The organism is Bradyrhizobium sp. SZCCHNS3052 (assembly GCF_032484495.1).
GTDB lineage: Bacteria > Pseudomonadota > Alphaproteobacteria > Rhizobiales > Xanthobacteraceae > Bradyrhizobium.
In genome coordinates, this window is the sequence record NZ_JAUETB010000003.1 from 525,953 (window position 1) to 548,533 (window position 22,581).

The 22,581-nt window shown below is 63.7% G+C and carries 24 protein-coding genes; 9 read left to right on the forward strand and 15 right to left on the reverse strand.

The features are described 5' to 3' along the window. Positions 1-31 precede the first annotated feature (31 nt). Both QX073_RS13980 and QX073_RS13985 read left to right on the forward strand, forming a co-directional pair. On the forward strand, positions 32-1,681 hold the full coding sequence (locus QX073_RS13980; protein WP_316203649.1) for a hypothetical protein: 1,650 nt from the start codon (positions 32-34) through the stop codon (positions 1,679-1,681). A gap of 54 nt (positions 1,682-1,735) precedes the next feature. Beyond that, the gene (locus QX073_RS13985; RefSeq protein WP_315714141.1) at positions 1,736-2,173 is read left to right on the forward strand and encodes a DUF5413 family protein; all 438 of its coding nucleotides are present in this window, start codon (positions 1,736-1,738) and stop codon (positions 2,171-2,173) included. A gap of 24 nt (positions 2,174-2,197) precedes the next feature. On the opposite strand, the gene QX073_RS13990 is transcribed toward QX073_RS13985, so the two are convergent. Together QX073_RS13990 and QX073_RS13995 are read right to left on the reverse strand one after the other, a co-directional pair. Beyond that, on the reverse strand, positions 2,198-2,446 hold the full coding sequence (locus tag QX073_RS13990) for a GCG_CRPN prefix-to-repeats domain-containing protein (RefSeq protein WP_316225895.1): 249 nt from the start codon (positions 2,444-2,446) through the stop codon (positions 2,198-2,200). Between the two features lie 32 nt (positions 2,447-2,478). After that, positions 2,479-2,724, reverse strand: a complete 246-nt coding sequence (locus QX073_RS13995) for a hypothetical protein (RefSeq protein WP_316203648.1) — start codon at positions 2,722-2,724, stop codon at positions 2,479-2,481. Between the two features lie 261 nt (positions 2,725-2,985). On the opposite strand from QX073_RS13995, the gene QX073_RS14000 reads away from it, so the two are divergent. After that, positions 2,986-3,945, forward strand: coding sequence for an AraC family transcriptional regulator (locus tag QX073_RS14000; protein ID WP_316225896.1), 960 nt, complete (start codon positions 2,986-2,988; stop codon positions 3,943-3,945). A gap of 75 nt (positions 3,946-4,020) precedes the next feature. Continuing rightward, complete coding sequence (locus QX073_RS14005) at positions 4,021-4,554, forward strand: DUF4112 domain-containing protein (RefSeq protein ID WP_315750086.1); 534 nt, start codon at positions 4,021-4,023, stop codon at positions 4,552-4,554. A gap of 99 nt (positions 4,555-4,653) precedes the next feature. Here the strand turns inward: QX073_RS14005 and QX073_RS14010 are convergent, their stop codons facing one another. The 6 genes from QX073_RS14010 to QX073_RS14035 form a co-directional block, all read right to left on the reverse strand. After that, positions 4,654-4,938: a hypothetical protein gene (locus tag QX073_RS14010; protein ID WP_315714146.1), complete on the reverse strand. Its 285-nt coding sequence runs from the start codon at positions 4,936-4,938 to the stop codon at positions 4,654-4,656. Between the two features lie 397 nt (positions 4,939-5,335). Further along, entirely contained in the window at positions 5,336-5,746 is a 411-nt protein-coding gene (gene msrB, locus QX073_RS14015) for a peptide-methionine (R)-S-oxide reductase MsrB (RefSeq protein ID WP_315750087.1), read from the reverse strand. Between the two features lie 112 nt (positions 5,747-5,858). Beyond that, positions 5,859-6,572, reverse strand: a complete 714-nt coding sequence (gene msrA, locus QX073_RS14020; RefSeq protein WP_316225897.1) for a peptide-methionine (S)-S-oxide reductase MsrA — start codon at positions 6,570-6,572, stop codon at positions 5,859-5,861. A 762-nt stretch (positions 6,573-7,334) separates the two neighbouring features. After that, entirely contained in the window at positions 7,335-8,393 is a 1,059-nt protein-coding gene (locus tag QX073_RS14025; RefSeq protein ID WP_316225898.1) for a PD-(D/E)XK nuclease family protein, read from the reverse strand. A 61-nt stretch (positions 8,394-8,454) separates the two neighbouring features. Then, on the reverse strand, positions 8,455-8,766 hold the full coding sequence (locus QX073_RS14030) for a hypothetical protein (RefSeq protein WP_316169315.1): 312 nt from the start codon (positions 8,764-8,766) through the stop codon (positions 8,455-8,457). Positions 8,767-8,837: 71 nt separating this feature from the next. After that, positions 8,838-10,928: an AAA family ATPase gene (locus QX073_RS14035; RefSeq protein WP_316169314.1), complete on the reverse strand. Its 2,091-nt coding sequence runs from the start codon at positions 10,926-10,928 to the stop codon at positions 8,838-8,840. Positions 10,929-11,688: 760 nt separating this feature from the next. On the opposite strand from QX073_RS14035, the gene QX073_RS14040 reads away from it, so the two are divergent. Together QX073_RS14040 and QX073_RS14045 are read left to right on the forward strand one after the other, a co-directional pair. Continuing rightward, positions 11,689-11,946 (forward strand): hypothetical protein, encoded by a 258-nt coding sequence (locus QX073_RS14040; protein WP_315714149.1) that lies wholly within the window; start codon positions 11,689-11,691, stop codon positions 11,944-11,946. A gap of 176 nt (positions 11,947-12,122) precedes the next feature. Beyond that, positions 12,123-12,374 (forward strand): hypothetical protein, encoded by a 252-nt coding sequence (locus QX073_RS14045; protein ID WP_315827655.1) that lies wholly within the window; start codon positions 12,123-12,125, stop codon positions 12,372-12,374. Between the two features lie 10 nt (positions 12,375-12,384). Here the strand turns inward: QX073_RS14045 and ppk2 are convergent, their stop codons facing one another. The 7 genes from ppk2 to napE all read right to left on the reverse strand — a co-directional run bounded on the left by ppk2 (position 12,385) and on the right by napE (position 19,214). After that, positions 12,385-13,515, reverse strand: coding sequence for a polyphosphate kinase 2 (gene ppk2, locus QX073_RS14050; protein WP_316225899.1), 1,131 nt, complete (start codon positions 13,513-13,515; stop codon positions 12,385-12,387). A gap of 146 nt (positions 13,516-13,661) precedes the next feature. Continuing rightward, positions 13,662-14,771: an ATP-dependent RecD-like DNA helicase gene (locus QX073_RS14055; RefSeq protein WP_315733892.1), complete on the reverse strand. Its 1,110-nt coding sequence runs from the start codon at positions 14,769-14,771 to the stop codon at positions 13,662-13,664. Positions 14,772-15,036: 265 nt separating this feature from the next. Continuing rightward, positions 15,037-15,699, reverse strand: a complete 663-nt coding sequence (locus QX073_RS14060; RefSeq protein ID WP_316203646.1) for a NapC/NirT family cytochrome c — start codon at positions 15,697-15,699, stop codon at positions 15,037-15,039. Beyond that, positions 15,696-16,166: a nitrate reductase cytochrome c-type subunit gene (locus QX073_RS14065; RefSeq protein ID WP_316203645.1), complete on the reverse strand. Its 471-nt coding sequence runs from the start codon at positions 16,164-16,166 to the stop codon at positions 15,696-15,698. The genes QX073_RS14060 and QX073_RS14065 overlap by 4 nt, the downstream gene beginning before the upstream one ends. A 5-nt stretch (positions 16,167-16,171) precedes the next feature. After that, positions 16,172-18,676 carry a nitrate reductase catalytic subunit NapA gene (gene napA / locus QX073_RS14070; RefSeq protein WP_316225900.1) on the reverse strand — a complete coding sequence of 835 codons (2,505 nt, stop codon included), beginning with the start codon at positions 18,674-18,676 and terminating at the stop codon, positions 16,172-16,174. Positions 18,677-18,691: 15 nt separating this feature from the next. Next, positions 18,692-19,012: a chaperone NapD gene (locus QX073_RS14075; RefSeq protein ID WP_315750094.1), complete on the reverse strand. Its 321-nt coding sequence runs from the start codon at positions 19,010-19,012 to the stop codon at positions 18,692-18,694. A 16-nt stretch (positions 19,013-19,028) separates the two neighbouring features. Further along, positions 19,029-19,214 (reverse strand): periplasmic nitrate reductase, NapE protein, encoded by a 186-nt coding sequence (gene napE, locus QX073_RS14080; RefSeq protein ID WP_315714158.1) that lies wholly within the window; start codon positions 19,212-19,214, stop codon positions 19,029-19,031. A 389-nt stretch (positions 19,215-19,603) separates the two neighbouring features. On the opposite strand from napE, the gene QX073_RS14085 reads away from it, so the two are divergent. From QX073_RS14085 to QX073_RS14095, 3 genes are read left to right on the forward strand one after another with little or no spacing between them, the layout of a single operon-like run. Then, positions 19,604-20,560 carry an aliphatic sulfonate ABC transporter substrate-binding protein gene (locus tag QX073_RS14085; protein ID WP_315714159.1) on the forward strand — a complete coding sequence of 319 codons (957 nt, stop codon included), beginning with the start codon at positions 19,604-19,606 and terminating at the stop codon, positions 20,558-20,560. Positions 20,561-20,596: 36 nt separating this feature from the next. After that, the gene (gene ssuD / locus QX073_RS14090; RefSeq protein WP_315827660.1) at positions 20,597-21,775 is read left to right on the forward strand and encodes an FMNH2-dependent alkanesulfonate monooxygenase; all 1,179 of its coding nucleotides are present in this window, start codon (positions 20,597-20,599) and stop codon (positions 21,773-21,775) included. After that, positions 21,772-22,578 carry an ABC transporter permease subunit gene (locus tag QX073_RS14095; protein WP_316225901.1) on the forward strand — a complete coding sequence of 269 codons (807 nt, stop codon included), beginning with the start codon at positions 21,772-21,774 and terminating at the stop codon, positions 22,576-22,578. The genes ssuD and QX073_RS14095 overlap by 4 nt, the downstream gene beginning before the upstream one ends. Positions 22,579-22,581 lie beyond the last annotated feature (3 nt).

Sequence of the window (22,581 nt, forward strand, 5' to 3'; positions counted from 1 at the left end):
CCCGACAGCTGAGCGCGCGAATTGAGTTGATATGGCCGACTACTACCCGCTGATAGCCCGTGCCATTGCCGGATTGGACCCCAACGCTCCCGGGGAAAGCCGGCGTGCGCTTTACGAGCGGGCGCGGGCGGCGTTGATCGCACAGTTGCGCAGCGTCCAGCCGCCGCTCAGCGAGTCCGAGATCACGCGCGAGCGGCTGTCGCTCGAGGAGGCCGTTCGCAAGGTCGAGGCGGAAGCAGCCCAGCGTGCCCGCGAGGCGCAGCGGGCGTCCAGTGGCGCTGCCCGCCCAGGCGATGCGCTCCGGCGGGCCGGTGCGCGCAATTCGGATGCTCCGGCACCTCCCTCGGCTCAGCCCACTCCGACTCCAGACCAGGCCGCCACTGCCGCCCCCCGGCCACGACCGGCGGGCCCGGCTGCTGCCCGGGCCGAGCGGCCGCCGCTCGGCGCCGAGACGGCCGAGCTGCGTCCGGCGCGCAATCCGCGACCGGAAGCGCCGCCGGCTGCCGCTGGCGCACCAGCTGTGCCACCGCGGCCCCAGCCGCCTCAAACGCCTCCACAGGATGGGGCGGCGCCTCCCGTGCGCGAACGTCCGGCTGCCGCCCGCCGCGGTGCTCAGGACAACGGCAATCCGGCAACGCCGCCCGCCATGCGCGGCTTCCGCGACATCACCGCTGATGTCGACGATCTCGGCAAGGCCACCGCGCAGGCCAACCGCGCGGCGCGCAAGACCTACGCCAACGTTCCGGCCACCGATCTCGATCGGCTCGAGGGCGACGACGATGACCGGCCGCCGCTGCCCGAGGCGCCGTACTCCTATGACGAGTCGGTCCAGGAGGCCGAGCGCTACGCGCTGCCGGCCACCTCGACCCGCCAGCGTGGCGCCGCTCCGGATCGCGAGGGCAAGAAGAAGCCGGAGCGCAGCGGCTCGACCTTTCCGTTCAAGGCCGCCATCGCCGCCGGGATCGTGCTGATCCTGATCGGCGCCGGAATTCTGTGGGGCCGGCCGCTGGTCGGGATGGTCAACGGCCTGTTCAAATCGTCCTCGACGGTCGAGGCGCCCAAGGACACCGGCGCGCCGCTGAGCAAGCCGAAGATCACCGACCGCGTCGGCCAGTCGCCGTCCTCGGACCAGATCGCGCCGGTCGCACAGCGCGTCGTGCTGTATGACGAGGATCCCGCCGATCCGAAGGGCAAGCAGTACATCGGCTCGGTGGTCTGGCGTACCGAGCAGATCAAGGCGACGGGCACGCAGAAGGCTGATATCGCGGTGCGCGCCGACATCGAGATTCCCGATCGCAAGTTCAAGATGACGATGTCGTTCCGCCGCAACACCGACACGTCGCTGCCGGCGAGCCACACCGCCGAGCTCACCTTCATCCTGCCGCAGGACTTCTCGGGCGGCGGCGTCGGCAACGTGCCGGGCATCCTGATGAAGTCCAACGAGCAGTCGCGCGGAACGCCGCTGGCGGGCCTTGCGGTGAAGGTCACCGACGGCTTCTTCCTGGTCGGCCTGTCCAACGTCGACGCCGACCGGACCCGCAACGTGCAGCTCCTGAAGGAGCGCTCCTGGTTCGACGTTCCCTTGGTCTACACCAATCAGCGCCGGGCCATCATCGCGATCGAGAAGGGCGCGCCGGGCGAGCGCGCGTTCAACGACGCCTTCGCGCTGTGGGGTGACTGAGCAGGCCGCACGCGCCTCGCGCGTTCGGCGAATCGCCGAGGCAGGAGATTGGGCATGAAGCGATATCTCATCTTCGTTGCCGTAGGCCCGGCGCTGGGCGGCTTCGCGCTGCTCCTGGTCACGACCTACATGTCCGGTTATTGGACCAACACCAATCCGGGCGAAGTGGCCAAGCTGTTCAAGGTCTTCGTCACCTCGCTGCAATACAGCTACCTGTTCGGCTTCTTGCCGGCGCTGATGATGTGCGCGATCGACGACATCCTGTTCCACGTCAGGCGCATCGGGCCGACGTTGCGGATGCTGCTGGTGGGCGGCATCGCCTTCCTGCTCGCGGCCTTCAACTACGCCTCGCATGGCTCCGAATACGGCATCGTGCAGTGGATCCTGTACGGGCTGGTCGGCTTCATCCCGGCGACGGTGTCATCGTGGCTGGTGCACAGATTCGTTGAGGAGCCGCAGCCGGCGGTCGTTACTGAGCCGCCGACTGCGTAAGCCGATCGCACGAGCCGATCAGCCCTACCTGCCGTTGCCGCGGCAGCGGCCGCCGGGGCCGATGTGAAAGCCGCGCGGGCAGGCGTGCGCCGCCGGATTGGCGTAGTTGCGTAGGCATCCGCCATAGGGACCGCGGTGCCAGCCCGGGCCGCAGCCGCCGGCGACCTGGATCACCTCAGGCTTGGATCCGGCGTTGATCGGAGCCAGCGGCATCGCAGATGCGCCGACGGTGAGAACTCCCAACAGGAGCGCGCTGGTGAGGATGGTTCGCATCGATGGTCTCCCTGGTGTGATTTGCGAAAGGGTCAGCCGCCGGCAGCGAAGGCGATGCCGGCACGCACCTCGGTGATGGCCTGATCGATCAGCCCCAGCGCGCGCTCGCGATGGCCGCCCTTGTTCGGTGTCGCCTGAGCCAGCTCGGCCCGCGCCGATTGCAGCATGGTGATAGTCGCGGTCATGTGCGGCTGCGCGCCGAGCGCGTAGCCGATCCCGATGCAACCCGCGAGGGCGGCGCCGAGGCCGAGCTTGCGGGCCGCGGAAGACATGGTCATTTCAATCTCTCCTCGTACTCATGGCTGTTCGACTTGGAGGGTGCAGGCCGCAACGCATGTCCGCGTGCGTCCATCGGCATCGCTAGTTGAACCCGTTGCCGCTGTCTTGGACTCATCGGCATGAACGGTCGCGCGACTTGGACTGATCGGCGCTCCCGATCCCGTCTTGATGAGCTCTGCCGACTTCAGCGGCCGTTCATCCCGCCGCTGCCACATTGATCGCCTTGCCTTGGAAATTCCTTTGCCTCGGGTCCGATTTCGATGACCATCGTCAGGAAAATGCTGTCGACCGACATGCTGCCGAAAGGGCTCGACGACAGGCAGCGCTTCTTGTGCTTTGCGGAATTGTTCGAGCACTTCTCCAACACGGGTGAGCTCGATCCGGCCGAGGACGTGCCGTTTCGCGCCGCAATGAACGCGATCCACATCGGGACCACCCTGCTCGGGCGCTGCGACGGCACCTTCACCCGTGTCAGGCGCGAACGGCGCCAAGTGCTCGCGACCAATGACGACCGCTATTGCCTGGCGCGCAACGCCGGCAGCCGCGAGGCGATGGTCGTCCATCGCGGACGCGAGTTCGTTCTGCGCCCCGGCGCAATGGTGCTGCTCAAGCTCGATGAGCCTTTCTTCAGCGCCGACGGCGCCAGCCACAAGCGCTTCGTCAACGTGCATCTGCCGATGATGACGCTGCGCTCGATGGTCTCCGGTGTCGATGATCTGGTCGGACGCGAATTGGCGCCGGGCGGCGCGCTGTCGCTGGCGATGGATTACAGCGAGCTGCTGCTCGCCCATCCCGCCGCGGCCGACGAGGCCGGCCCGGCGATCGCGCAGCATCTGCTCGATCTGGTGGCGCTCGGGCTCGGTGTGCGCGGCGACGCGATGCGCAAGGCCGGCCGCGGCGGCCTGCGCAGCGTTCGCCTGGCGGGGCTGCTGACCATTCTGAACAGCCGCTTCACCGAGCCGGATTTTTCGGCGCAGAAGCTCGCCGTCGCGGCCGGGCTGTCCGAGCGCTACGTCAATGACCTGCTGCATGAGGCCGGCGCCGGCTTCTCGGCCCGGCTGAACGAGCTGCGCCTGCGCAAGGCCATGGACCTGCTGGCCGGCGGCGGACGCCGCATCAGCGACATCGCGTTTGCCTGCGGCTTCAACGACCTGTCCTATTTCAACCGCTGCTTCCGGCGCCGCTTCGGGCTGACGCCGGCCGGCGCCCGGGGCCGCTAGGCGAGACAAGGCGACGGTTCGACGCAACTTGTGCCGAGCCCCGCGCGTTGCCATCTCATGGGTATGCAAGACCACATGGCTCCCTCGCCCCGCCGCGGACGCGCCTCGCAGGCGCACTTCGACGCCAATGAGGCGCGCGGACCGATCATCGACCAGGACGGACGTGAGATCCCGCAGGGCTCCTTCCGGTCCTCGTTCAACGGCGCCTTCGTCGGTCCGGACGGTGTGCGCTTCGATTTCAACACCGCCAATCCCTTCGGCAATCTGACCCGTGAGCAGCGCATCGCGCGGCTGGAGGCCGTGGCGAAGCTGCTCGACGTCGCCTTCGTCCTGCCCGGCACCAACATCCGTTATGGCATCGACGGCATCATCGGCCTGATCCCGGTGGTCGGCGACCTCATCGCGACCGCGCTGTCGCTGTGGCTGGTGCGCGAGGCCCGTGCGCTGGGCGCGCCCTGGCACGTCATTACGCGGATGCTGGGCAATGTCGCGGTCGAGGGGGTGATCGGCATGGTCCCCGTCGCGGGCGACGCCTTCGACGTGCTGTTCCGCGCCAACATGCGCAACGCCAAGATCCTGCGGCGGTGGCTGGATACCCAGTCGCGTTGAGGCGCTGCGAGACCGGGCCAAAACCTCGCAAACCGACCCCCATAAAAAAACTGCCCCGCGCGAGGCGGGGCAGGGTGTTGAAGACTGGTCTGGCAGCCGTCAGGCCGCATCGGCGTCCTGCGCCTTGTCGACCCCCCGGCGCGGCAACGGAAACGCCTCGCTCTCATACAAGGTGCGGATGCCGTTCTGGTCGAAGCGGGCTTCCTCGACCTGCAGGTAGGCGCCATTCAGCGAATCCGCAGGCAACTCCTCCATGGCGAAGCGCACGGCTTCAGCCGCGGTGCCGAACCGCCGGTAGGCGAAGCCCGCCCGCTTCTTCTTGCGGATGGCGGCGGGAAACAGTTCGGCAGAGGTGTTGAAGTTGAACGGACGCAGTGGACGCATGGTCTGAGACCTCTTCTTGTCGGCTGGAAGCGCTGACGCGAGCTTTCAAAACATTCAGCTTGGCAATGACGCCAGCGATTGCGGGGGTGGAGGGCGGGATTTGCCGCTCCAGGCGGCCCGGCCCTGCATAGTCAGTTACGGTCTCTAATATAGGCCGATTTGGCAGAAATGCGAATCCTGCACGCTCACATCGTAAATCCGGCCTGGTTCGGGGCCTACTGAAATATCCTATTTTTTCAATGGTTTAATCGATCCACAACTTGTGAATGCAGGAGAGCCCGATCTGCACGGCTAAAATCTCGCCCCTGGTGGCCGGTTTTGGCCCCCGGCGCCGCGCCGGCCGCCAGCCCAGCGGCCCCGATTACCATCCGTGACGGAACCGAGGCCGATGGAGACGTCAGCGCGGCTTCAGCTTCAGGGCCGCCGAGTTGATGCAATAGCGCAGGCCGGTCGGCCCCGGGCCGTCGGGAAAGACATGGCCGAGATGGCCGGAGCATTTCGAGCACAGCACCTCGGTGCGGACCATGCCGTGGGTATGGTCGGTCTCCTCGTCGATGTGGCTCTCCGTCGCCGGCTGGGTGAAGCTCGGCCAGCCGCAGCCGGAGTCGAATTTGGCGTCGGACTCGAACAGGGTCTGGCCGCAGCCGGCGCACACATAGGTCCCGGCGCGATGCTCATGCTCGTATTCGCCCGAGAACGGGCGCTCGGTCGCCTTCTCGCGCAGCACGGCGTACTGCATCGGCGTCAGCTCCTCGCGCCATTCCGCCTCGCTCTTGATGACCTTGTCGCTCGTCTTGGTGTCGCTCATCCCGTTGTCCTCCGGGCGGACCGAACTGGTCCGCTCCCTGTGATTGCGCTGATCGGCCTCGGTCGCGGCCGCAGGTCGTCGCCTCAGTTCGTTACCCAGTTAGTTCGTCGCCTCAGTTCGTTGCCTTGGCCTCGCCGACCAGCGTCGGCTTCTCGACATAGTTCTCCGCGAAGATCTTCTTCAGATTCTCGATCTTCGGCAGGTCGTTATAGGCGATATAGGGCTGGCTCGGGTGCAGCGTCAGGTAGTCCTGATGATAGGCCTCGGCCGGATAGAACGCGTCGAGCTTGCCGATCTTGGTGACGATCGGCTTGCCGAACACCTTGGCCTTGTCGAGCTGGGCGACATAGGCCTCCGCGACCTTCCTCTGCGCCTCCGAGGTGGTGAAGATCGCCGAGCGATATTGCGGTCCCGAGTCCGGGCCCTGTCGGTTCAACTGGGTCGGATCGTGCACGACCGAAAAGAAGATCTGCAGGATCTTGCCATAGGAGATCTTCTTCGGGTCGTACTTGATCTGGACCGATTCCGCGTGGCCCGTCGTGCCGCTCGACACCGTGCGGTAGTCGGCCGTGGCCTTGGTGCCGCCGGCATAGCCGGACACCGCGCTGACCACGCCGGCCGTGTGCTGGTAGACGCCCTGGACGCCCCAGAAGCAGCCGCCGGCGACGACAGCGGTTTCCAGCGCGTCGGAGGCCGGCTGGTCCTGGGCCGGCGGCGGGATCACAACGGCCTGCTCGGCGGCGTGCAGCGGCTGCCAGGCCAGGATGCCGGCCGCCATCGCACCGAGCACGGCTGTCTTGACGAAAAGGGAGCGGGTGAGGCGCATCTTCGGATCCTCGTGAGGGGGGCTTGTCTCGTCTCGCCGGCCGGAAACACTGGCCCGGTCCGGCCTCTGCTGCAAGATACGTCGGTGCCCGGCCGGCGTTACGGGGGACGTGACACGACTGCGTGAACAGGCGCGGGTGGCGCGAGGCGTGCGCTATCGCCCAATGGGTGCCGGGACGGCGCTGGGAGTTGTGGCGAGAGCGTTCCAGGCATGGTGATCTGTTCTCGCGGCCCGAATTGCCCGAGGGATGCCGGTTCATTGGCCCTCCGAAAGCGGAGGGCGCAGGGAAGGCCGGACCTCGACTGAGGCCCGTGGCCCGCCTGCGGAAAAAATGCAGGCGGCAGGTACCACAGGTTCAGCCGGACAGATCCGGCCCTCCCTGCGCGATGGTTTTAACGCTTATACGTGCTCTCCCCGGGGACCGGCTGTCTTGCCCCCGTCGCCGGCGGATCATCACCGCCAGCTTGGCCTCAGCGTCGGGAGGCCAGGACCACACGCTTTCGCCGTCCGCGCCATGCCGTTCGTCCGCAGGCGCTTCGCCCGCTGCAACATGTCGCATCCATCGCATTTCGCTGCCAACGTCCGTGACGATCGCGATACGTCCCCTGCCGTGCAACGAAACGCAGGCATCATAAGCCTGATTTGGGCACGGCGCGAAATGATTTATGTTTTTCAGAAGACCTTGACAGCTTTTGTCGAAACAGGGTGATTTGCCCGGCGGGACAACTGGCCACGTTCAGGCGGGACAGACGGACCGCATCGCTATTTCAGATTGGTCACGAACTTATCTACGTCCGCTTGCTCATCGTCGATCCACGAAATCATCTTGGGCGCGAATTCGGTTGGATTCCGAAGGAATTCGTGGAGAGGCTTGAAGCAGACGAGAGCAAACCAATCGGTGATGTCTGCCCACGTCCAGGGCTTCTCCGGTATGTCTCTTGCTGCGCGCAACGCGCTAGTGCCTCGCTTGTCGTCTGCGCCTAAGCAGATGAAAACGGAATCTGAGGAGGGAATAGTTCCGCCCTTGAAGACCGTCTGCGGCTCTAGTGCGATGCCGTAGCCAAAGAACAGCTCGTTGAAGTTCGGGTGCGTCAAATAGGCCCAGCCCCAAATCAGCTTCAGCTCAGTCCTAAATTGCAAGCTATACTCTCTTGATGACTCGTTCCTTCTGAAATGACCGTCGAGCGATTTGATATGTGAGTAGATGTCACTAAATGTGCGGTCCATTAAGGAGCCAGCCCGGAGATAAAGGAGAGCGGCAGCAAATTCGTCGCGCCCTGCGTACTCGGTGCTCATATCGTTCTCCTCCAAAAAATATCTTAGTTCGTTGCATAGCAGCATCGCTGCTGCGTCCAGCTCTTTGTTCCTTAAAAGACGCATGAGCAAGTCAGCGACTCCGGCCCACGTGGTGACGTGAGGAACGGCATGGCCACTTGATGCTCTGCCGGAAAGAAAGCCACTCGGCGGTTGGGTAAGATGGGTAAGAAAGCAAACTACCGCTATCGGACCGGCCGCTTCGCTTCGGATCCATTGTCCGTATCGTACGAGTTGTTGGTCTAAAACGGGCGCATTGATCTTGTTTTCGATCGCAACCAATGGATGACCGCCTGCGTAAAGTACCAGGTCAATCCGCCCGCCCTCGATGTAATGCTGAGTCTCCATCTTCAGCGGTGCGGCTGTTTCTAGTATCTGATCGAACGCCTGCTTCAAAGATTCCGGGATAAGTAGTTCCGAAACTAGGTATCGCTGCGCAGACGGTGGCAATCGATTGAAGACATTGGCAAAGCACTCTGTGAGATAATCCTCGCGAGGAGATCTCATTTCTCCGTCTCTGTATTTGAACAAGTTCCAAAATAGGGAGGACATTGGATTTTCAACTGGATTATCGACGTTTTCCGAGCGATGGCAGGCCACCCTGCGTTGGGCTGCCCTGCAGCCGGCCCCAGGCATTCGAAACCCATCCCTTGTTGATCTTTTTGATCGCCTCCGCTTCATCGCCGGTGGCCGGTCGCGAGGTGTCGATAACGTCATCCCAAACGTCGACCAAGTCGGGGTCGGCCTCGGGATGTCTTTCGTGACCCGCCGCCTTCCGATTCTTCTTCTTGTTGAGTTGAGCGCGTGTGACCACCATCGCTGCCAGCATCTCGGCGCGACGGGCAAGATATACTTTTCGCTTCTCCTTAGATTCGGTCATCTGGGTGCATCCTAGCTCTAAGGTCGAAGGGGGCGGGCGAACGAGAAAACGCCGAGCACGCGAGCTGAATATTAGCTCTCGCTCTGCAGATCCTCAAAAAGCTTTTTCCAGGTATCCAAGGTGGCTTCATCGAAAAGAGGTTTGGTCGACTCCAAGGCTCGCCTCTTGGCCTCGCGCGCCACGTCCACCTTCCATCCATCGTGAAGCGCAACGCCTTGTACCTTCGCCCATGCCTCGATCTGCGGAACAATAGGCTCTCCCGGCTTCACTACGTCGGCAAATGGCACATCTGCTTTGCGTCCCCAGCGATCAATGGCTCCGACAAGGAAGCCCTGTGGGAAAAGGTCTTCGATCTCTGAATTAGCGAAGATGACATACTTCTCCGTCGTTTTTACCTTGCCTTTTGCGCTTTGATACAAGCCATTTTGCAGATCTCGGGCCATCCTTTTGCCGGCGTCGTCCCCATCAAGAAATACATTTGGCAAGACCTCATCTTTACCGCCAAGGATGCTCGCAATCACCTTGGCGTTGTTCGCGCCGTGCGAGGGCGGGAAGACCATCTCTCGCTTTGGGCTTATCTTCTTGTTCGCGATCAGGACAGTTTTTATAAGAGCTAGGTAATGCTGGTCCGACGGGCCCTCCACGATCACCGGATGACAGCCGTATAGGATGCTTTCGGCGAGGCTCATGTTGAGTGCCGAGTAAATCGCATACGTAGCCCCCGCTCGTCGAGGATCATCGGTGCCCAGCCGTAAATCCGGGGAGCATTTAGTTGACCCGTCCTCCGAGACGAAGACCTTCCGAACGCGGTCGAGCATGTCAGCATCGACGAGGAAGGGTGAATGTGTCGTGTAAAAAATTTGATTAGTTGACGCAAGGCTCTCGAAGAAGGTCGACAAATCGCGTTGAGCCAGCGGATGGAGGGAGAGTCCTGGCTCGTCCAGGAGCAAGATCGCATCGGCATGAACACCGCTGCTTTCCACCAGGAAAATAAGGTAGAAGCTCAGAAACCATTGTAGTCCACTGCTGCGATCTTCAAGTTCGATCTTTTCAGGTCGCCTTGAATCGCTCACCCAAATCCGAAAATGGTCGCCGTCCGCTTGAAATTCGAATGTATAATTTCCTTGCTTCCACCATTCGCGGAACTTCTTTGTCAAATCCGTTCCGGCTGAGTTCAACAAGATCGTGCGTTCACGCTTCTTAGTCGCGATTTCTGCAATCTCCTGCTCATTCGGTTGGCGGTTTGGATCTTTGAAGTCGCGTCCGAGCTCCAAGATCTGCTGTGGCTGCAGTTGGACAAAATTGAATAGGACCCGAAGTGTCCGAGCCTTTGCCGCCTCTTTTGCGCCAAGGTCTTCACGTGCCAGGTTTTGAACGACGTGTGGCAAGTAGATTTCGGAATCGAGGTTTCCGTAGTTCGAGTAATATACGAATCGCGGAAGGCTCTCGATGATTAGTTGCTTCACTGCATCGATTTCATTCGGCGCAGGAGTCGATAATTTTTGCTCGGCGGCCTGCAGGTCTTGAATCAGTAGTTTTAAGCGCGGCACGATCGAGCTTGTTGGCGCTGGTACATCAGGGATGAGCGCCAAGAATGGTTCAATTAACTCGTGTAGCGCTTTGGTGTTATAAGACGAGACTGGTCCGTCGCTCTGTTTTGTAGACGCCAAGGCTGCTTGAATGTCGGCCTTTAAGCTCCCCTCCTTGTTGAGCTGGTTCATTGCGGTGATCTCAGTTTCGGCGGTCGTTAGGATTGCAACTAAGTCCGCGCTGCTGAGCGTATTCACCTTCTTGAATTTCGGAAACGTAACCGCGTATCTCCCATCGAAAAATCGATGGACGCAAACAAGGTCGACCGAGGCCTCATCCAATCCCGTAAGCTCGATCAGCTTCGTCTTGATTGCGTCACTCGGTGCGAATTCCGCACGTATGAACGGAAATGAACCTGGAGCCGCCCGCACGGCAGCGTAGTTGCCCTTTGGATAATCCGAGGTTGGCTTAATCTCGCCCTCACGGGCCGGGTTCAATTTCCACAGCGGAAGCAACAGATTGGTTTTGCCCGACTCGTTGACGCCGATGAGCGCTGTAACTCGCTCTGCGTCGATCCAGCCACTATCGACAACGGATCGAAAATTGGTGACCTGAAATCTGACCAATCGCATAATATCCCCCTTCCCGCACTCGCGAGGAGATTGTACCGGAAAGAAAACAAGCGCAATGCGGTCGGCTTCTACAGTCCACAATACGACGAAAAGCCTCGAGAAACTTGGTGTGTGAAAATCGGAAGAAAGTGGGGGGACCGCGTTTTACACAGCTATTGATGGCTCAGCGGATCGTGAGCGGGCGGCGGCTAGAAAAGTGCCTCTCACGTTGTTTTCATTCGGCTTTTATCGTCGAACTCTCCCTGCACGATGGTTTTAACCCCTATACGTCCTCTCCCCGGGGACCGGCTGTCTTGCCCGAATCGCCGGCGAATAATCACAGCCGATTTGGCCTCAGCGTCGGAGGCCAGGACCACACGCCTTCGCCGTCCGCACCATGCCGTTCGTCCGTAGACCATCGCGCCTTGACGACTTGTGTCGTCGTTGGCCGATTTGAGCGGTGCTGCCGAATGCGAGGAAGGTGCCGTCATCCATGCCTTGGCGGGTAGCTACCAAGTTCGCGACCAAGGGCGATATCGTCGACGGCCGAAGCGCGACGTCCGACCCGCCAGGTCACGATCCCATCACGCTTCGCCGATCCTCGAACCATGATGTCATTCCATTGTCGCGGTCGTGATGCCGGCGCGGCGGGACGCCGCGAATATTTCCTCCATCCGATGGTCAATACAGAGGCGGTCGCGCCTCGACCGGCAGGGCCCTGACCAGGGCATCGATCAATCGAGTGCGCGCTCTCCGCCCCTTGAGAACCTGGAGAACAATCATGACAATGTGGAAATCGAAGGCGGCAGCCGTGCTGCTGTCGATGGCGACTGCCGCGCCTGCATCGGCGCAGGGTTGGTTCTACGGCGAGCAGGAGCCGGGGGCGTTTCAGGCGATGTATCCCGATCGCGACGTGCTCAACGGCGGCGCACTGACGCCGGCGGGACGAATGGGCCTGGTGCGCGCCTCCGGCGCGGTGCTCGTGTTTCCGCCGCCGGCTCATCTCCGCCCGTATGATCGGCGGCCGCAGCGGCGATGACGCGTCGCCTGGAAGGCGCCCTATGATCTGCTGCCCGGACAGCGGCTGCCGTGCTACGTCTGAGCGATGGCGCGATCACGAACGGCCGTCGGCTCGCGCGGTCGTGATTGGGATGCCGCTTTCGCCTGCCTACATCATCGCCTGCGTGAACTGGTGCGCAACAGGGAAGACCAATCATGATCGCATTCAGGAGCCTGGCGGCAGCTCTGCTGATGTCGACGCTGGCGGCCACCGCGGCATCGGCCCAATTCTCCGAGCCGGCGGCCTATGCGGCCATGCATCCCGAACGCGACGTGCTCAATGGCGGCGCGCTGACGCCGGCGGCGCAGGCGGAACTGGCCCGCCGTGGCATGTCCGCCTTTCCGAATGCAAATGCAGCGATGCCGCCGGCCGATCGCGTGGGGCCACATCGGCGTCATCGGCGCTGAGCGCGTCGCCTTAGTTGGCGTGCTCCTCGCGCTCGTGGATGACGCTGGCGCGGCCGACAATGAGATCGTCGACCTGGCCGATGCGTGAGACGTCCTTCCCGGCATAGGGCAGCGAATGCAGCACGCAGCGCATCGCGTTCAGCCGCGCCCGCTTCTTGTCGTCGGACTTGATCACGGTCCACGGGCAGTCGGCGGTGTCGGTGGAGAAGAACATCGCCTCCTTGGCGCGGGTGTAGTCGTCCCATTTGTCGAGCGAGGCGGTGTCGATCGGTGACAGCTTCCACTGCTTCAGCGGATGCGCCTCGCGCTCCTTGAAGCGGCGGCGCTGCTCCTCGCGGCTGACCGAGAACCAGAACTTGATCAGGTGCATGCCGCTGCGCACGAGGTTGCGCTCGAACTCCGGCACCTGGCGCAGGAACTCGTCATATTCGGCCTGCGAGCAGAATCCCATCACGCGCTCGACGCCGGCGCGGTTGTACCAGGAGCGGTCGAACAGCACGATCTCGCCGGCGGTCGGCAGGTGCTCGACATAGCGCTGGAAGTACCATTGGCCGCGCTCGACGTCGCTCGGCTTGTCCAGCGCCACGACGCGGGCGCCGCGCGGATTGAGATGCTCCATGAAGCGCTTGATGGTGCCGCCCTTGCCGGCGGCATCGCGGCCCTCGAACAGCAGCACCAGGCGTTGCCGCGCATCCTTCATCCAGTTCTGCAGCTTCAGCAGTTCGGTCTGCAGGATGAATTTCTGCTCCTCGTAGTCCTTGCGATACATCCGGTATTTGTAGGGGTAGCCGCCCTGGCGCCAATTGTCGGCGAGCTCGTCGGAGGTGTGGCGCCTGTCGCGCTTGGCTTGTTTGCCTTCGATCAGCGCCTTCATCAGCTTGGCATCGTCGGGTGCTGCGCCGTCCAGCATGGCCCTGATCGGTGCGCTGTCGGCGTCGAGCGCCGGCGGTCCGTTCAGTACGGTCTCGAACGCCGACAGCCCGGTGATCTGCGCAGCCTGCATCTGTTCGTCGACCAGCGACTGGGCGATCGGATCGAGCCCCGCAGCCGATTGCCGGCGCGGGGCGTGCACGGTGGCGGCTGCGCGCTTCATGCGTTGGCCATTGGAGGCCTTGGCTTTCGTGGTCTTGGACTTTGCCATGCGATTCCGCTGCCTGCTGTTGGTTTAACAGAGATGTGAATCGATTTTTATCCGCCAAGGACCCTGCGTCAGGTTGACGTGGATCAACCGGCCGCAGGTGGGTACCAGCGAGGCGAGCGAAATCGTCTCGCGCGGTAAAGCCGGCGTTACACCACGATCGACAGCCGCTTCGCGGCCCGTGTGATTCCGGTGTAGAGCCAGCGGGCGCGGCTCTCCTGGAAGGCAAAGCTCTCGTCGAACAGCACGACGTCGTCCCATTGCGAGCCCTGCGACTTGTGCACGGTCAGCACGTAGCCGTAGTCGAACTCGTCGTAAGGCTTGCGCTGCTCCCACGGGATGTCCTCGATGCCGCCGCCGAAGCATTCGCCGCGCACCGAGACTTTCGTCACCTTGCGTCCGAGATCCTCGTCGGGCGCGACCCGCATCGTCACGATCTTGGATTTCGAGGTCGCGCGCGACTTCACCCGCCATAGCCCGCCATTGAACAGGCCCTTCTTGCGGTTGTTGCGCAGGCAGACCAGCTTGTCGCCGGCGACGGGGAGGGCGTCCTCGATGTCGAGGCGCTGTCGAAAGCGGTTGTTGTAGGCGCGGCGGGTGGCGTTGCGGCCGACCAGCACCTGGTCGGCCTCCATCACGCGCGACGGATCGAGCTCGCGGCGCTCCACCACCTCGCTCTCGCCGTAGCGGCCGATGTCGAGCGTGTTGCCTTCGCGCACGTCCATCGACATCCGCACGATCGGATCGTCCTTGGCCTGGCGATGCACCTCGGTGAGCATCACGTCGGGCTCGCTCTCGGTGAAGAAGCCGCCGCCCTTGACCGGCGGCAGCTGCGCGGGATCGCCGAGCACCAGCAACGGGCAGTCGAAGGACAGGAGATCACGGCCGAGATCGGCGTCGACCATCGAGCATTCGTCGATGATGATCAGCTTGGCCTTGGACGCCGGCGCGTCGTCCCACAATTCGAAGTTCGGCTGCTCCTCGCCGCTCTCCTGCGCGCGATAGATCAGCGAGTGGATGGTGGAGGCATTGTCGCAGCCCTTGCTGCGCATCACCAGCGCCGCCTTGCCGGTGAAGGCCGCGAACTTGACCTCGCCGTCGACGTCTTCGGCGATGTGGCGGGCCAGCGTGGTCTTGCCGGTTCCGGCATAGCCGAACAGCCGGAACACCTGCGGCGTGCCGTTCTTGCCCGGCTTGGCTTTCAGCCAGTCGCCGACGGCCTTGAGGGCGGAATCCTGATGCGGGGAGAAGGTGGTCATGGCTCAACGAAATGGAGCCGCGCGGCGACTCGGGGACATTCCGTGAACCTAAGGGCTGACGGGGAGAGATCAAGCGCTCGATGTGAATGGGGCCACGCCTCCCCCGCTTGCGGGGGAGGTCGCATCGCATCGGAAGATGCGATGCGGGTGGGGGAACGCTCCGGCGGGACTGCCCGTGTGGCGCCCCCACCCCAGCCCTCCCCCGCAAGCGGGGGAGGGGGCACAGCGTGTCTGCGGCGATCGCTCGTTCCCCGCCAGAAGAAGCCTACTGCCAGCCCGGCACGCCGCGCATGTCGGGCAGATGATGCGCGATGCCCTTGTGGCAGTCGATGCAGGTCTTCTCGCCGGTGAAGAGGAAGCGCTGGTGGGCTTCGACGGCCCGCGGCGACTGCTTGGTGATGTCCATCGACTGCGCGCTGTGGCAGTTGCGGCATTCGAGCGAGTCGTTCGCCTTGAAGCGCGCCCATTCGTGCAACGCCAGTTCCAGCCTGCGGTCGGTGAACTTCTCGCGGGTGTCGATCGAGCCGAACAGATGGCCCCAGACCTCCTTGGAGGCCTGCATCTTGCGCGCGATCTTGTCGGTCCAGTTGTGCGGCACATGGCAGTCCGGGCAGCTGGCGCGTACGCCGGAGCGGTTGGAGAAGTGGACGGTCGTCTTCAGCTCGGCGAACACGTTGTCGCGCATCTCGTGACAGCTGGTGCAGAACTTCTCGGTGTTGGTGATCTCCAGCGCGGTGTTGAAGCCGCCCCAGAAGATGACGCCGGCGAGGAAGCCGGCGAGCACCAGCACGCCGAGCCCGAACACGGAGCTCGGCTTCAGCAGGACGTCGATGAGGTCGAGCATGAACTGCCAGGCGCGGCCGGCAAGGCCGAGCCGCTTTTCGGGGACGGGCGCTTTGGCGCCCTCCGGGATGTCGGCGCTGCTCATCGCTTGCCACCCGGCCTGTCGTGCGCCAGCAGCGTGTCGATGTCGACGAAGTCGTTGCTGACAGGCGGATTGGTGACGCTCTGCGGCACGTGGCACTGGGTGCAGAAGTAGCGCCGCGGCGACACCGACGCCAGGAACTGGCCGTCGCGATCCATGAAATGGGTGATCGACAGCATCGGCGCCTTCGACTCCGCCGTGCGCGCCCGGGCGTGGCAGGACAGGCATTTGTTGCCCTGCATGTCGACCTGATAGCCGTCGATGGCATGCGGAATCACCGGTGGCTGCTCCGGATAGTTGCGCACCTCCTTCTCGGCGGTGTTCTTCATCGGCTGCATCGGCGGCGCAGGACCCTCGTCGTTGAGCGGTGCAGGACCGCGCAGCGAGGACGAGACGCTCTGGGCGAGCAGGGCGCTCGATCCGGCCGCAACGCTGGCCGCAATCAGCATGACAGCGATTTTTCTCATCATGATGGTCACACCCGCTCGATGCGCACGGCGCATTTCTTGTAGTCCGTCTGCAGCGAGATCGGATCGGTGGCGTCAAGCGTCACCTTGTTGATCAGCTTCGACTCGTCGAACCACGGCACGAAGACGAGGCCGCGCGGTGGCTTGTCGCGGCCGCGGGTCTCGACGCGGGCGCGGATGAAGCCGCGGCGCGAGGCGACCTTGACCTCGTCGCCGCGCCTCAAGTTCGCGGCCTCGGCATCGTCCGGATGCATGAAGCAGACGGCTTCGGGGAACGCCTTGTAGAGCTCGGGCACGCGGCGCGTCATCGTGCCGGAATGCCAATGCTCGACCACGCGTCCCGTCGACAGCCAGAACGGATAGTCCTTGTCGGGCGATTCGGCCGGCGGCTCGTAGGGAAGGGCGAAGATGCGTGCCTTGCCGTCGGGGAAGCCGTAGAACTGCACGCCGGTGCCGGCCTTGACGTAAGGATCAGAGCCCTCGCGAAACCGCCAGCGCGTCTCCCTGCCGTCGACCACCGGCCAGCGCAGACCGCGCTCCTTGTGGTAGGCCTCGAACGGCGCGAGGTCGTGGCCATGGCCGCGGCCGAACGCGGCATATTCCTCGAACAGGCCCTTGTGGACGTAGAAACCGAACGCCTTGGATTCGTCGTTGGCATAGCCCGGCTCGATCTGGTCGAGCGGAAACTTGTCGACCTGGCCGTTCCTGTAGAGCACGTCGAACAGCGTCTTGCCGCGGTATTCCGGCTTCTTGGCGATCAGCTCCTCGGGCCAGACCTCCTCGATCTTGAAGCGCTTGGAGAACTCCATAAGCTGCCAGAGATCCGAGCGTGCCTCGCCCGGTGCCGACACGAGCTGGTGCCAGAACTGGGTGCGGCGCTCGGCATTGCCATAGGCGCCCTCCTTCTCCACCCACATGGCCGTCGGCAAAATGAGATCGGCGGCGAGCGCGGTGACCGACGGATAGGCGTCGGAGACGACGATGAAATTGTCCGGATTGCGGAAGCCCGGATAGGTCTCTTCGTTCGCGTTGGGGCCGGCCTGGAGGTTGTTGTTGACCTGCACCCAATAGGCGTTCAGCAGGCCGTCCTTCAGCATCCGGCTCTGCAGCACGGCGTGATAGCCCGGCTTGTCGGGGATCGTGCCTTCCGGCAACTGCCAGATGTGCTCGGCCTTGGTTCGGTGCTCCTTGTTGGTGACGACCATGTCGGCGGGCAGGCGGTGCGAGAAGGTGCCGACCTCGCGCGCCGTGCCGCAGGCCGAGGGCTGGCCGGTCAGCGAGAACGGGCTGTTGCCGGCCTCGCTGATCTTCCCGGTCAGGAGATGGATGTTGTAGACGAGGTTGTTGCACCAGACACCGCGGGTGTGCTGGTTGAAGCCCATGGTCCAGAACGAGACCACCTTGGTCTTCGGATCGGCATAGAGCTCGGCCAGCGCCTCGAGCCGATTCAGCGGCACGCCGGACATCTCGGCGGCCTTCTCCAGCGTGTAGTCGGAGACGAACTTGGCATACTCGTCGAACGAGATGTCGGTGGCGTCGTTGGCCTTGGCTGCGCCGGTGGCCTTCTTCTGCAGCGGATGCTCCGGGCGCAGGCCGTAGCCGATGTCGGTCTGGCCCTTCTTGAACACCGTATGCGCCTGGACGAACTCCTTGTTGACGCGGCCGGTCTTGATGATGTGGTTGGCGATCGCGTTGAGGAGATAGAGATCGGTCTGCGGCTTGAACACCATGCCGATGTCGGCGAGGTCGAACGAGCGGTGCTCGAAGGTCGAGAGCACGGCGACCTTGACATGCGGCGCCGACAGGCGCCGGTCGGTGACGCGGCTCCACAGGATCGGATGCATCTCCGCCATGTTGGAGCCCCACAGCACGAACGCATCGGTGGCCTCGATGTCGTCGTAGCAGCCGGCCGGCTCGTCGATGCCGAAGGTGCGCATCATGCCGGCGACGGCCGAGGCCATGCAGTGCCGCGCATTCGGATCGATGTTGTTGGAGCGGAAGCCGGCCTTGAACAGTTTCGAGGCCGCATAGCCTTCCCAGATCGTCCACTGTCCCGAGCCGAACATTCCGACGCCGGAGGGACCGCGCTTCTTCAGCGCGTCTTTGTACTTCGCGGCCATGACGTCGAACGCTTCGTCCCAGGAGACGGGGGTGAACTCGCCGTTCTTGTCGTACTTGCCGTTCGTCTTGCGCAGCATCGGATGCGTCAGGCGGTCATGGCCGTACATGATCTTCGAGAGGAAGTAGCCCTTGACGCAGTTGAGGCCGCGATTGACCTCGGCCTTGATGTCGCCATGGGTGGCGACGACGCGGTTGTCCTTGGTCGCGACCATCACGCTGCAGCCGGTGCCGCAGAAGCGGCAGGCGGCCTTGTCCCATTTCAGCTCGCTGGCTTCGCGCTCGGTGACGAGGTTCGCCGCAAGCGAGCTGCCGGGCATGCCGGCGGCGGCCGCGGCAATCGCGGCGGCTTCCAGCTTCAGCATCTGGCGACGATCGATCTTCATGTCGGTCATTGGTGTCTCGTGTGATTAGCCGGCGTCGATGGCGTGGAAGACGAGGCAGGCGGAGTGCACGTGCGGCAGCAGGCCGATCCGGTTCATGGTGGCGCCGAGCGCGCCGGCATCGGGCGCATCGACGACGACGATCAGCTTGCCGCGTGCGTCGCGGCCGTGAATCTCGCAGCCGGACAGCGCGAGGATGTCGGCTTCGACGCGGTCGAGCTGCTCGGGCCGGGTCTGCACGATGATGCTGGCGATCTCGCCCTTGGCCGGTGCGACGACGGGATCGGCGGTGAGGACTCGGCCGGTGATCAGAGCACGGCGGTCGAGGGAGGTGCGGTGTGAGAGCATGGCGGGGTCCTTCCGATCAGTGCGCCGCGGGCGGCCCGGGTGGCCCGGCCATCATCTGGTAAACCCAGACCGTGAGCCCGTAGGAGCCGACGGTGGCGACCGCGAGCGCGGGCATCAGCACAGCGGTGAGAAACAGGAAGGCAACAATTTCCATGCGTCTGCGACGCGCACGCGCGTTCGCATCGCCGCCAACGAGCGACATGAGAGAATTCTCTGCTAGGGGAGGTTCAGTTCAGGAGGGATTGCGGCATCCGGGCCGCGCCTGATCTTATGTTTAAGAAGGCTCCGGAAACCGGCGTTGACCTGGATCAAGCGGGCGGAACCCCGCGCACACCGGCGCACCGCCAGAGCGGAGTCGCGCCGGTCCCCACTGAGCTCTTGGTTGACGGGCTGTGAAGACGCGTGATCGCAGCTTTGCTTGCGAGAAATTCTCGCTGCTCTGCGCCGCGGTCTCGATACGAACATCCCCTCCGGCCGTAAGGCGATAGGACCCGCATCGCTATTTTTCCGGGACGCTCGACACGCGTTGCGCCTGCCACCATCATTCTGTGCATCGCATCAATGCGGATGCAGTCTTGGTCGGAGAGGGCAATGAAGCGTCGTGATTTTCTGAAATTGTCGTTGGCATCGGCTGCGGTGATGGCCTCAGCGGCGCCGCTGCGCGCCGAGGACAAGCCGAAGGAGATCCGCATCGGCACCCAGAAGGGCGGCTTCTTCCCGGCGGTGAAGGCGCGCCGCACCATCGAGGATACGTTCAAGCCTGTCGGCATCGACATCGTCTGGGTCGACTTCCAGTTCGGCCCGCCGCTGCTGGAGGCCATCAATGTCGGCAGCGTCGATTTCGGCTATGTCGGCGACGCGCCGCCGATCTTCGCGCAGGCCGCCGGTGCCAAGATCCGCTACGCGGCGGCCGTCAAGCAGAACGGCAGCAGCCAGGCGATCATCGTGCCCAAGGACTCGCCGATCAAGTCGCTCGCCGATCTCAAAGGCAAGCGCGTCGCCTTTGGCAAGGGCTCGAGCGCGCACAATCTCCTGGTCGCCGCGCTGGAGAAGGCGGGCCTGTCCTGGACCGACATCACGCCGGCGCCGCTCGCGCCCGCCGATGCCACCGCCGCCTTCGTCAAAGGCTCGGTCGATGCCTGGTCGATCTGGGATCCGTATCTCGCGCTTGCCGAGCTCAAGGAGAATGCGCGCGTGATCGTGTGGGACAAGGATGTCCACAAGCCGAACTCATTCTACATCGTCGGCTCCGACTTCGTCGAAAAGTATCCTGCCGTCGTCGCCAGGCTGAACGCGGCTTTCGCCGCCGAAGGCGTGTGGGCCAACAGCCATCACGAGGAGGTCGCCAAGGCGCAGGCCGAGGCCACCGGCGTCGATCTTGAGGCGGTCAAGCGCTTCGTCGACCGCTCGGTCTATAGCGTCGTGCCGATCGACGACGAAGTGATCAAGAGCCAGCAGGCCGTGGCCGATCGCTTCGCCCGTGTCGGCCTCATTCCCAAAGCCGTCAACGTCGCCGACATCGTCTGGAAATGGACGCCGTCCACCTGACGGCTGTCCCGCCACTCAAATCCGAAAGAGAACGACATGAGCAACGCTTCGTCGAAGCCCAATGTGCTTTGGTTCCTGCCGACCCATGGCGACGGCCGCTATCTCGGCACCTCGCAAGGCGGCCGCGAGGTCAACTTCAACTATCTGCGCCAGGTGGCGCAGGCCGCCGATCAGCTCGGCTATTACGGCGTGCTGATCCCGACGGGACGCAGCTGCGAGGATTCCTGGATCGTGGCGTCGGCCGTGGCGCCATTCACCGAGAAGCTGCGGTATCTCGTCGCGGTGCGTCCGGGTCTGCAATCGCCGGCCGTGGCCGCGCGCATGACCGCGACGCTCGACCGCGTCACCAACGGTCGCCTGCTGGTCAACGTCGTCACCGGCGGCGATCCGGTCGAGAACAAGGGCGACGGCATCTTCCTGTCGCATGAGGAGCGCTACGAGGTCACCCGCGAGTTTCTCACCGTCTACAACGCGCTGCTCGAAGGCGAATCCGTCAACTTCGCCGGCAAGCACATCAAGGTCGAGGATGGCCGGCTGCTGTTCCCACCGGTGCAGTCGCCACGCCCGCCGCTGTTCTTTGGAGGCTCGTCGGATGCCGGCATCGACGTCGCCGTCGATACGGTCGAGAAGTATCTTACCTGGGGCGAGCCGCCGGCAGATGTCGCGGCGAAGATCGCCAATGTGAGAGCAGTCGCCGACAGCCGTGGCCGCAGGCTGTCGTTCGGCATCCGCCTGCATGTGATCGTGCGCGAGACCAACGCGGAGGCGTGGGTCGCCGCCGACGACCTCATCAAGCACGTCACCGACGACACCATCGCCTCGGCACAGAAGATTTTTGCGCGGATGGATTCGGTCGGCCAGCAGCGCATGTCGCAGCTGCACGGCGGCCGGCGCGACAAGCTCGAGATCAGCCCGAACCTGTGGGCCGGCGTGGGCCTCGTCCGCGGCGGCGCCGGCACCGCGCTGGTCGGCGATCCCGATACGGTCGCGGCGCGCATCCGCGAGTACCAGGAGCTCGGCATCGACACCTTCATCCTGTCCGGCTACCCGCATCTCGAAGAAGCCTACCGCTTCGCCGAGCTGGTGTTTCCCAAGCTTGGGCTGAACGTGTCCGAGCAGGCCGGCAACGTGACCAAACTGCGCACCAACACCGGCCCATTCGGTGAGACCATCGCCAACGAGCATCGTCCGTTGCAGAGAGCCTCGCAGTCATGAGCCTGATCGAAAGTCTTCCCAAGGTCCGCAAGCTCGTGGTGCCGCGCGCGGATGCGCTGATCCCCTGGCTGGTGCCGCTCGCGATCATCCTGATCTGGCAGGCGGCCTCGGTCGCCGGCCTGGTGTCGCCGCGGGTACTGCCGGCGCCGACCGACGTCGCACGCGCCGGAGGGAAGCTGCTGCTATCAGGCGAACTCGGCCGCAACATCTGGGTCAGCTTCTGGCGCGCCTCGATCGGCTTCTTGATCGGTGGCGGCATCGGCTTCGCCTCCGGGCTCGCCAATGGCCTGTCGCAGCTGTCGGCGAAGCTGACGGACACCACGCTGCAGATGGTGCGCAACGTGCCACATCTGGCGCTGATCCCGCTGGTCATCCTGTGGTTCGGCATCGACGAGAGCGCAAAACTGTTCCTGGTGGCCCTCGGCGTGTTCTTCCCCGTCTACCTCAACACGCTGCACGGGATTCGCACCGTCGATCCGCAACTCATTGAAATGGGCCGCGTCTACGGCATGACCGACGGCGAACTGTTTCGCCGCGTGATCTTCCCCGGTGCGTTGCCGTCGATCTTCGTCGGTCTGCGCTTCGCGCTCGGCATCATGTGGCTCACCTTGATTGTCGCCGAGACGATCGCGGCTTCTTCGGGCCTCGGCTACATGGCGATGCAGGCGCGCGAGTTCATGCAGATCGACGTCGTCGTGCTTTCCATCCTGATCTACGCCCTGCTGGGCAAGGTCGCCGACAGCGCTTCGCGGGTGCTGGAACGGATGACGCTGTCCTGGCATCCGGCCTTCAGCAAACATTGAGGT

Excerpts from the sequence above, each read along its gene's own strand:
- QX073_RS13980 (WP_316203649.1), top strand. The coding sequence starts at position 32 with ATGGCCGACTACTACCCGCTGATAGCCCGTGCCATTGCCGGATTGGAC.
- QX073_RS14000 (WP_316225896.1), top strand. The coding sequence starts at position 2,986 with ATGACCATCGTCAGGAAAATGCTGTCGACCGACATGCTGCCGAAAGGG.
- QX073_RS14075 (WP_315750094.1), bottom strand. The coding sequence starts at position 19,012 with ATGCTCTCACACCGCACCTCCCTCGACCGCCGTGCTCTGATCACCGGC.
- QX073_RS14085 (WP_315714159.1), top strand. The coding sequence starts at position 19,604 with ATGAAGCGTCGTGATTTTCTGAAATTGTCGTTGGCATCGGCTGCGGTG.
- QX073_RS13990 (WP_316225895.1), bottom strand. The coding sequence starts at position 2,446 with ATGCGAACCATCCTCACCAGCGCGCTCCTGTTGGGAGTTCTCACCGTC.
- QX073_RS14030 (WP_316169315.1), bottom strand. The coding sequence starts at position 8,766 with ATGACCGAATCTAAGGAGAAGCGAAAAGTATATCTTGCCCGTCGCGCC.
- ssuD (WP_315827660.1), top strand. The coding sequence starts at position 20,597 with ATGAGCAACGCTTCGTCGAAGCCCAATGTGCTTTGGTTCCTGCCGACC.
- QX073_RS14040 (WP_315714149.1), top strand. The coding sequence starts at position 11,689 with ATGACAATGTGGAAATCGAAGGCGGCAGCCGTGCTGCTGTCGATGGCG.
- QX073_RS13995 (WP_316203648.1), bottom strand. The coding sequence starts at position 2,724 with ATGACCATGTCTTCCGCGGCCCGCAAGCTCGGCCTCGGCGCCGCCCTC.
- QX073_RS14005 (WP_315750086.1), top strand. The coding sequence starts at position 4,021 with ATGGCTCCCTCGCCCCGCCGCGGACGCGCCTCGCAGGCGCACTTCGAC.
- QX073_RS13985 (WP_315714141.1), top strand. The coding sequence starts at position 1,736 with ATGAAGCGATATCTCATCTTCGTTGCCGTAGGCCCGGCGCTGGGCGGC.
- msrA (WP_316225897.1), bottom strand. The coding sequence starts at position 6,572 with ATGCGCCTCACCCGCTCCCTTTTCGTCAAGACAGCCGTGCTCGGTGCG.
- napE (WP_315714158.1), bottom strand. The coding sequence starts at position 19,214 with ATGTCGCTCGTTGGCGGCGATGCGAACGCGCGTGCGCGTCGCAGACGC.
- QX073_RS14045 (WP_315827655.1), top strand. The coding sequence starts at position 12,123 with ATGATCGCATTCAGGAGCCTGGCGGCAGCTCTGCTGATGTCGACGCTG.
- QX073_RS14095 (WP_316225901.1), top strand. The coding sequence starts at position 21,772 with ATGAGCCTGATCGAAAGTCTTCCCAAGGTCCGCAAGCTCGTGGTGCCG.
- QX073_RS14060 (WP_316203646.1), bottom strand. The coding sequence starts at position 15,699 with ATGAGCAGCGCCGACATCCCGGAGGGCGCCAAAGCGCCCGTCCCCGAA.
- napA (WP_316225900.1), bottom strand. The coding sequence starts at position 18,676 with ATGACCGACATGAAGATCGATCGTCGCCAGATGCTGAAGCTGGAAGCC.
- ppk2 (WP_316225899.1), bottom strand. The coding sequence starts at position 13,515 with ATGGCAAAGTCCAAGACCACGAAAGCCAAGGCCTCCAATGGCCAACGC.
- msrB (WP_315750087.1), bottom strand. The coding sequence starts at position 5,746 with ATGAGCGACACCAAGACGAGCGACAAGGTCATCAAGAGCGAGGCGGAA.
- QX073_RS14010 (WP_315714146.1), bottom strand. The coding sequence starts at position 4,938 with ATGCGTCCACTGCGTCCGTTCAACTTCAACACCTCTGCCGAACTGTTT.
- QX073_RS14055 (WP_315733892.1), bottom strand. The coding sequence starts at position 14,771 with ATGACCACCTTCTCCCCGCATCAGGATTCCGCCCTCAAGGCCGTCGGC.
- QX073_RS14065 (WP_316203645.1), bottom strand. The coding sequence starts at position 16,166 with ATGATGAGAAAAATCGCTGTCATGCTGATTGCGGCCAGCGTTGCGGCC.
- QX073_RS14025 (WP_316225898.1), bottom strand. The coding sequence starts at position 8,393 with ATGAGATCTCCTCGCGAGGATTATCTCACAGAGTGCTTTGCCAATGTC.
- QX073_RS14035 (WP_316169314.1), bottom strand. The coding sequence starts at position 10,928 with ATGCGATTGGTCAGATTTCAGGTCACCAATTTTCGATCCGTTGTCGAT.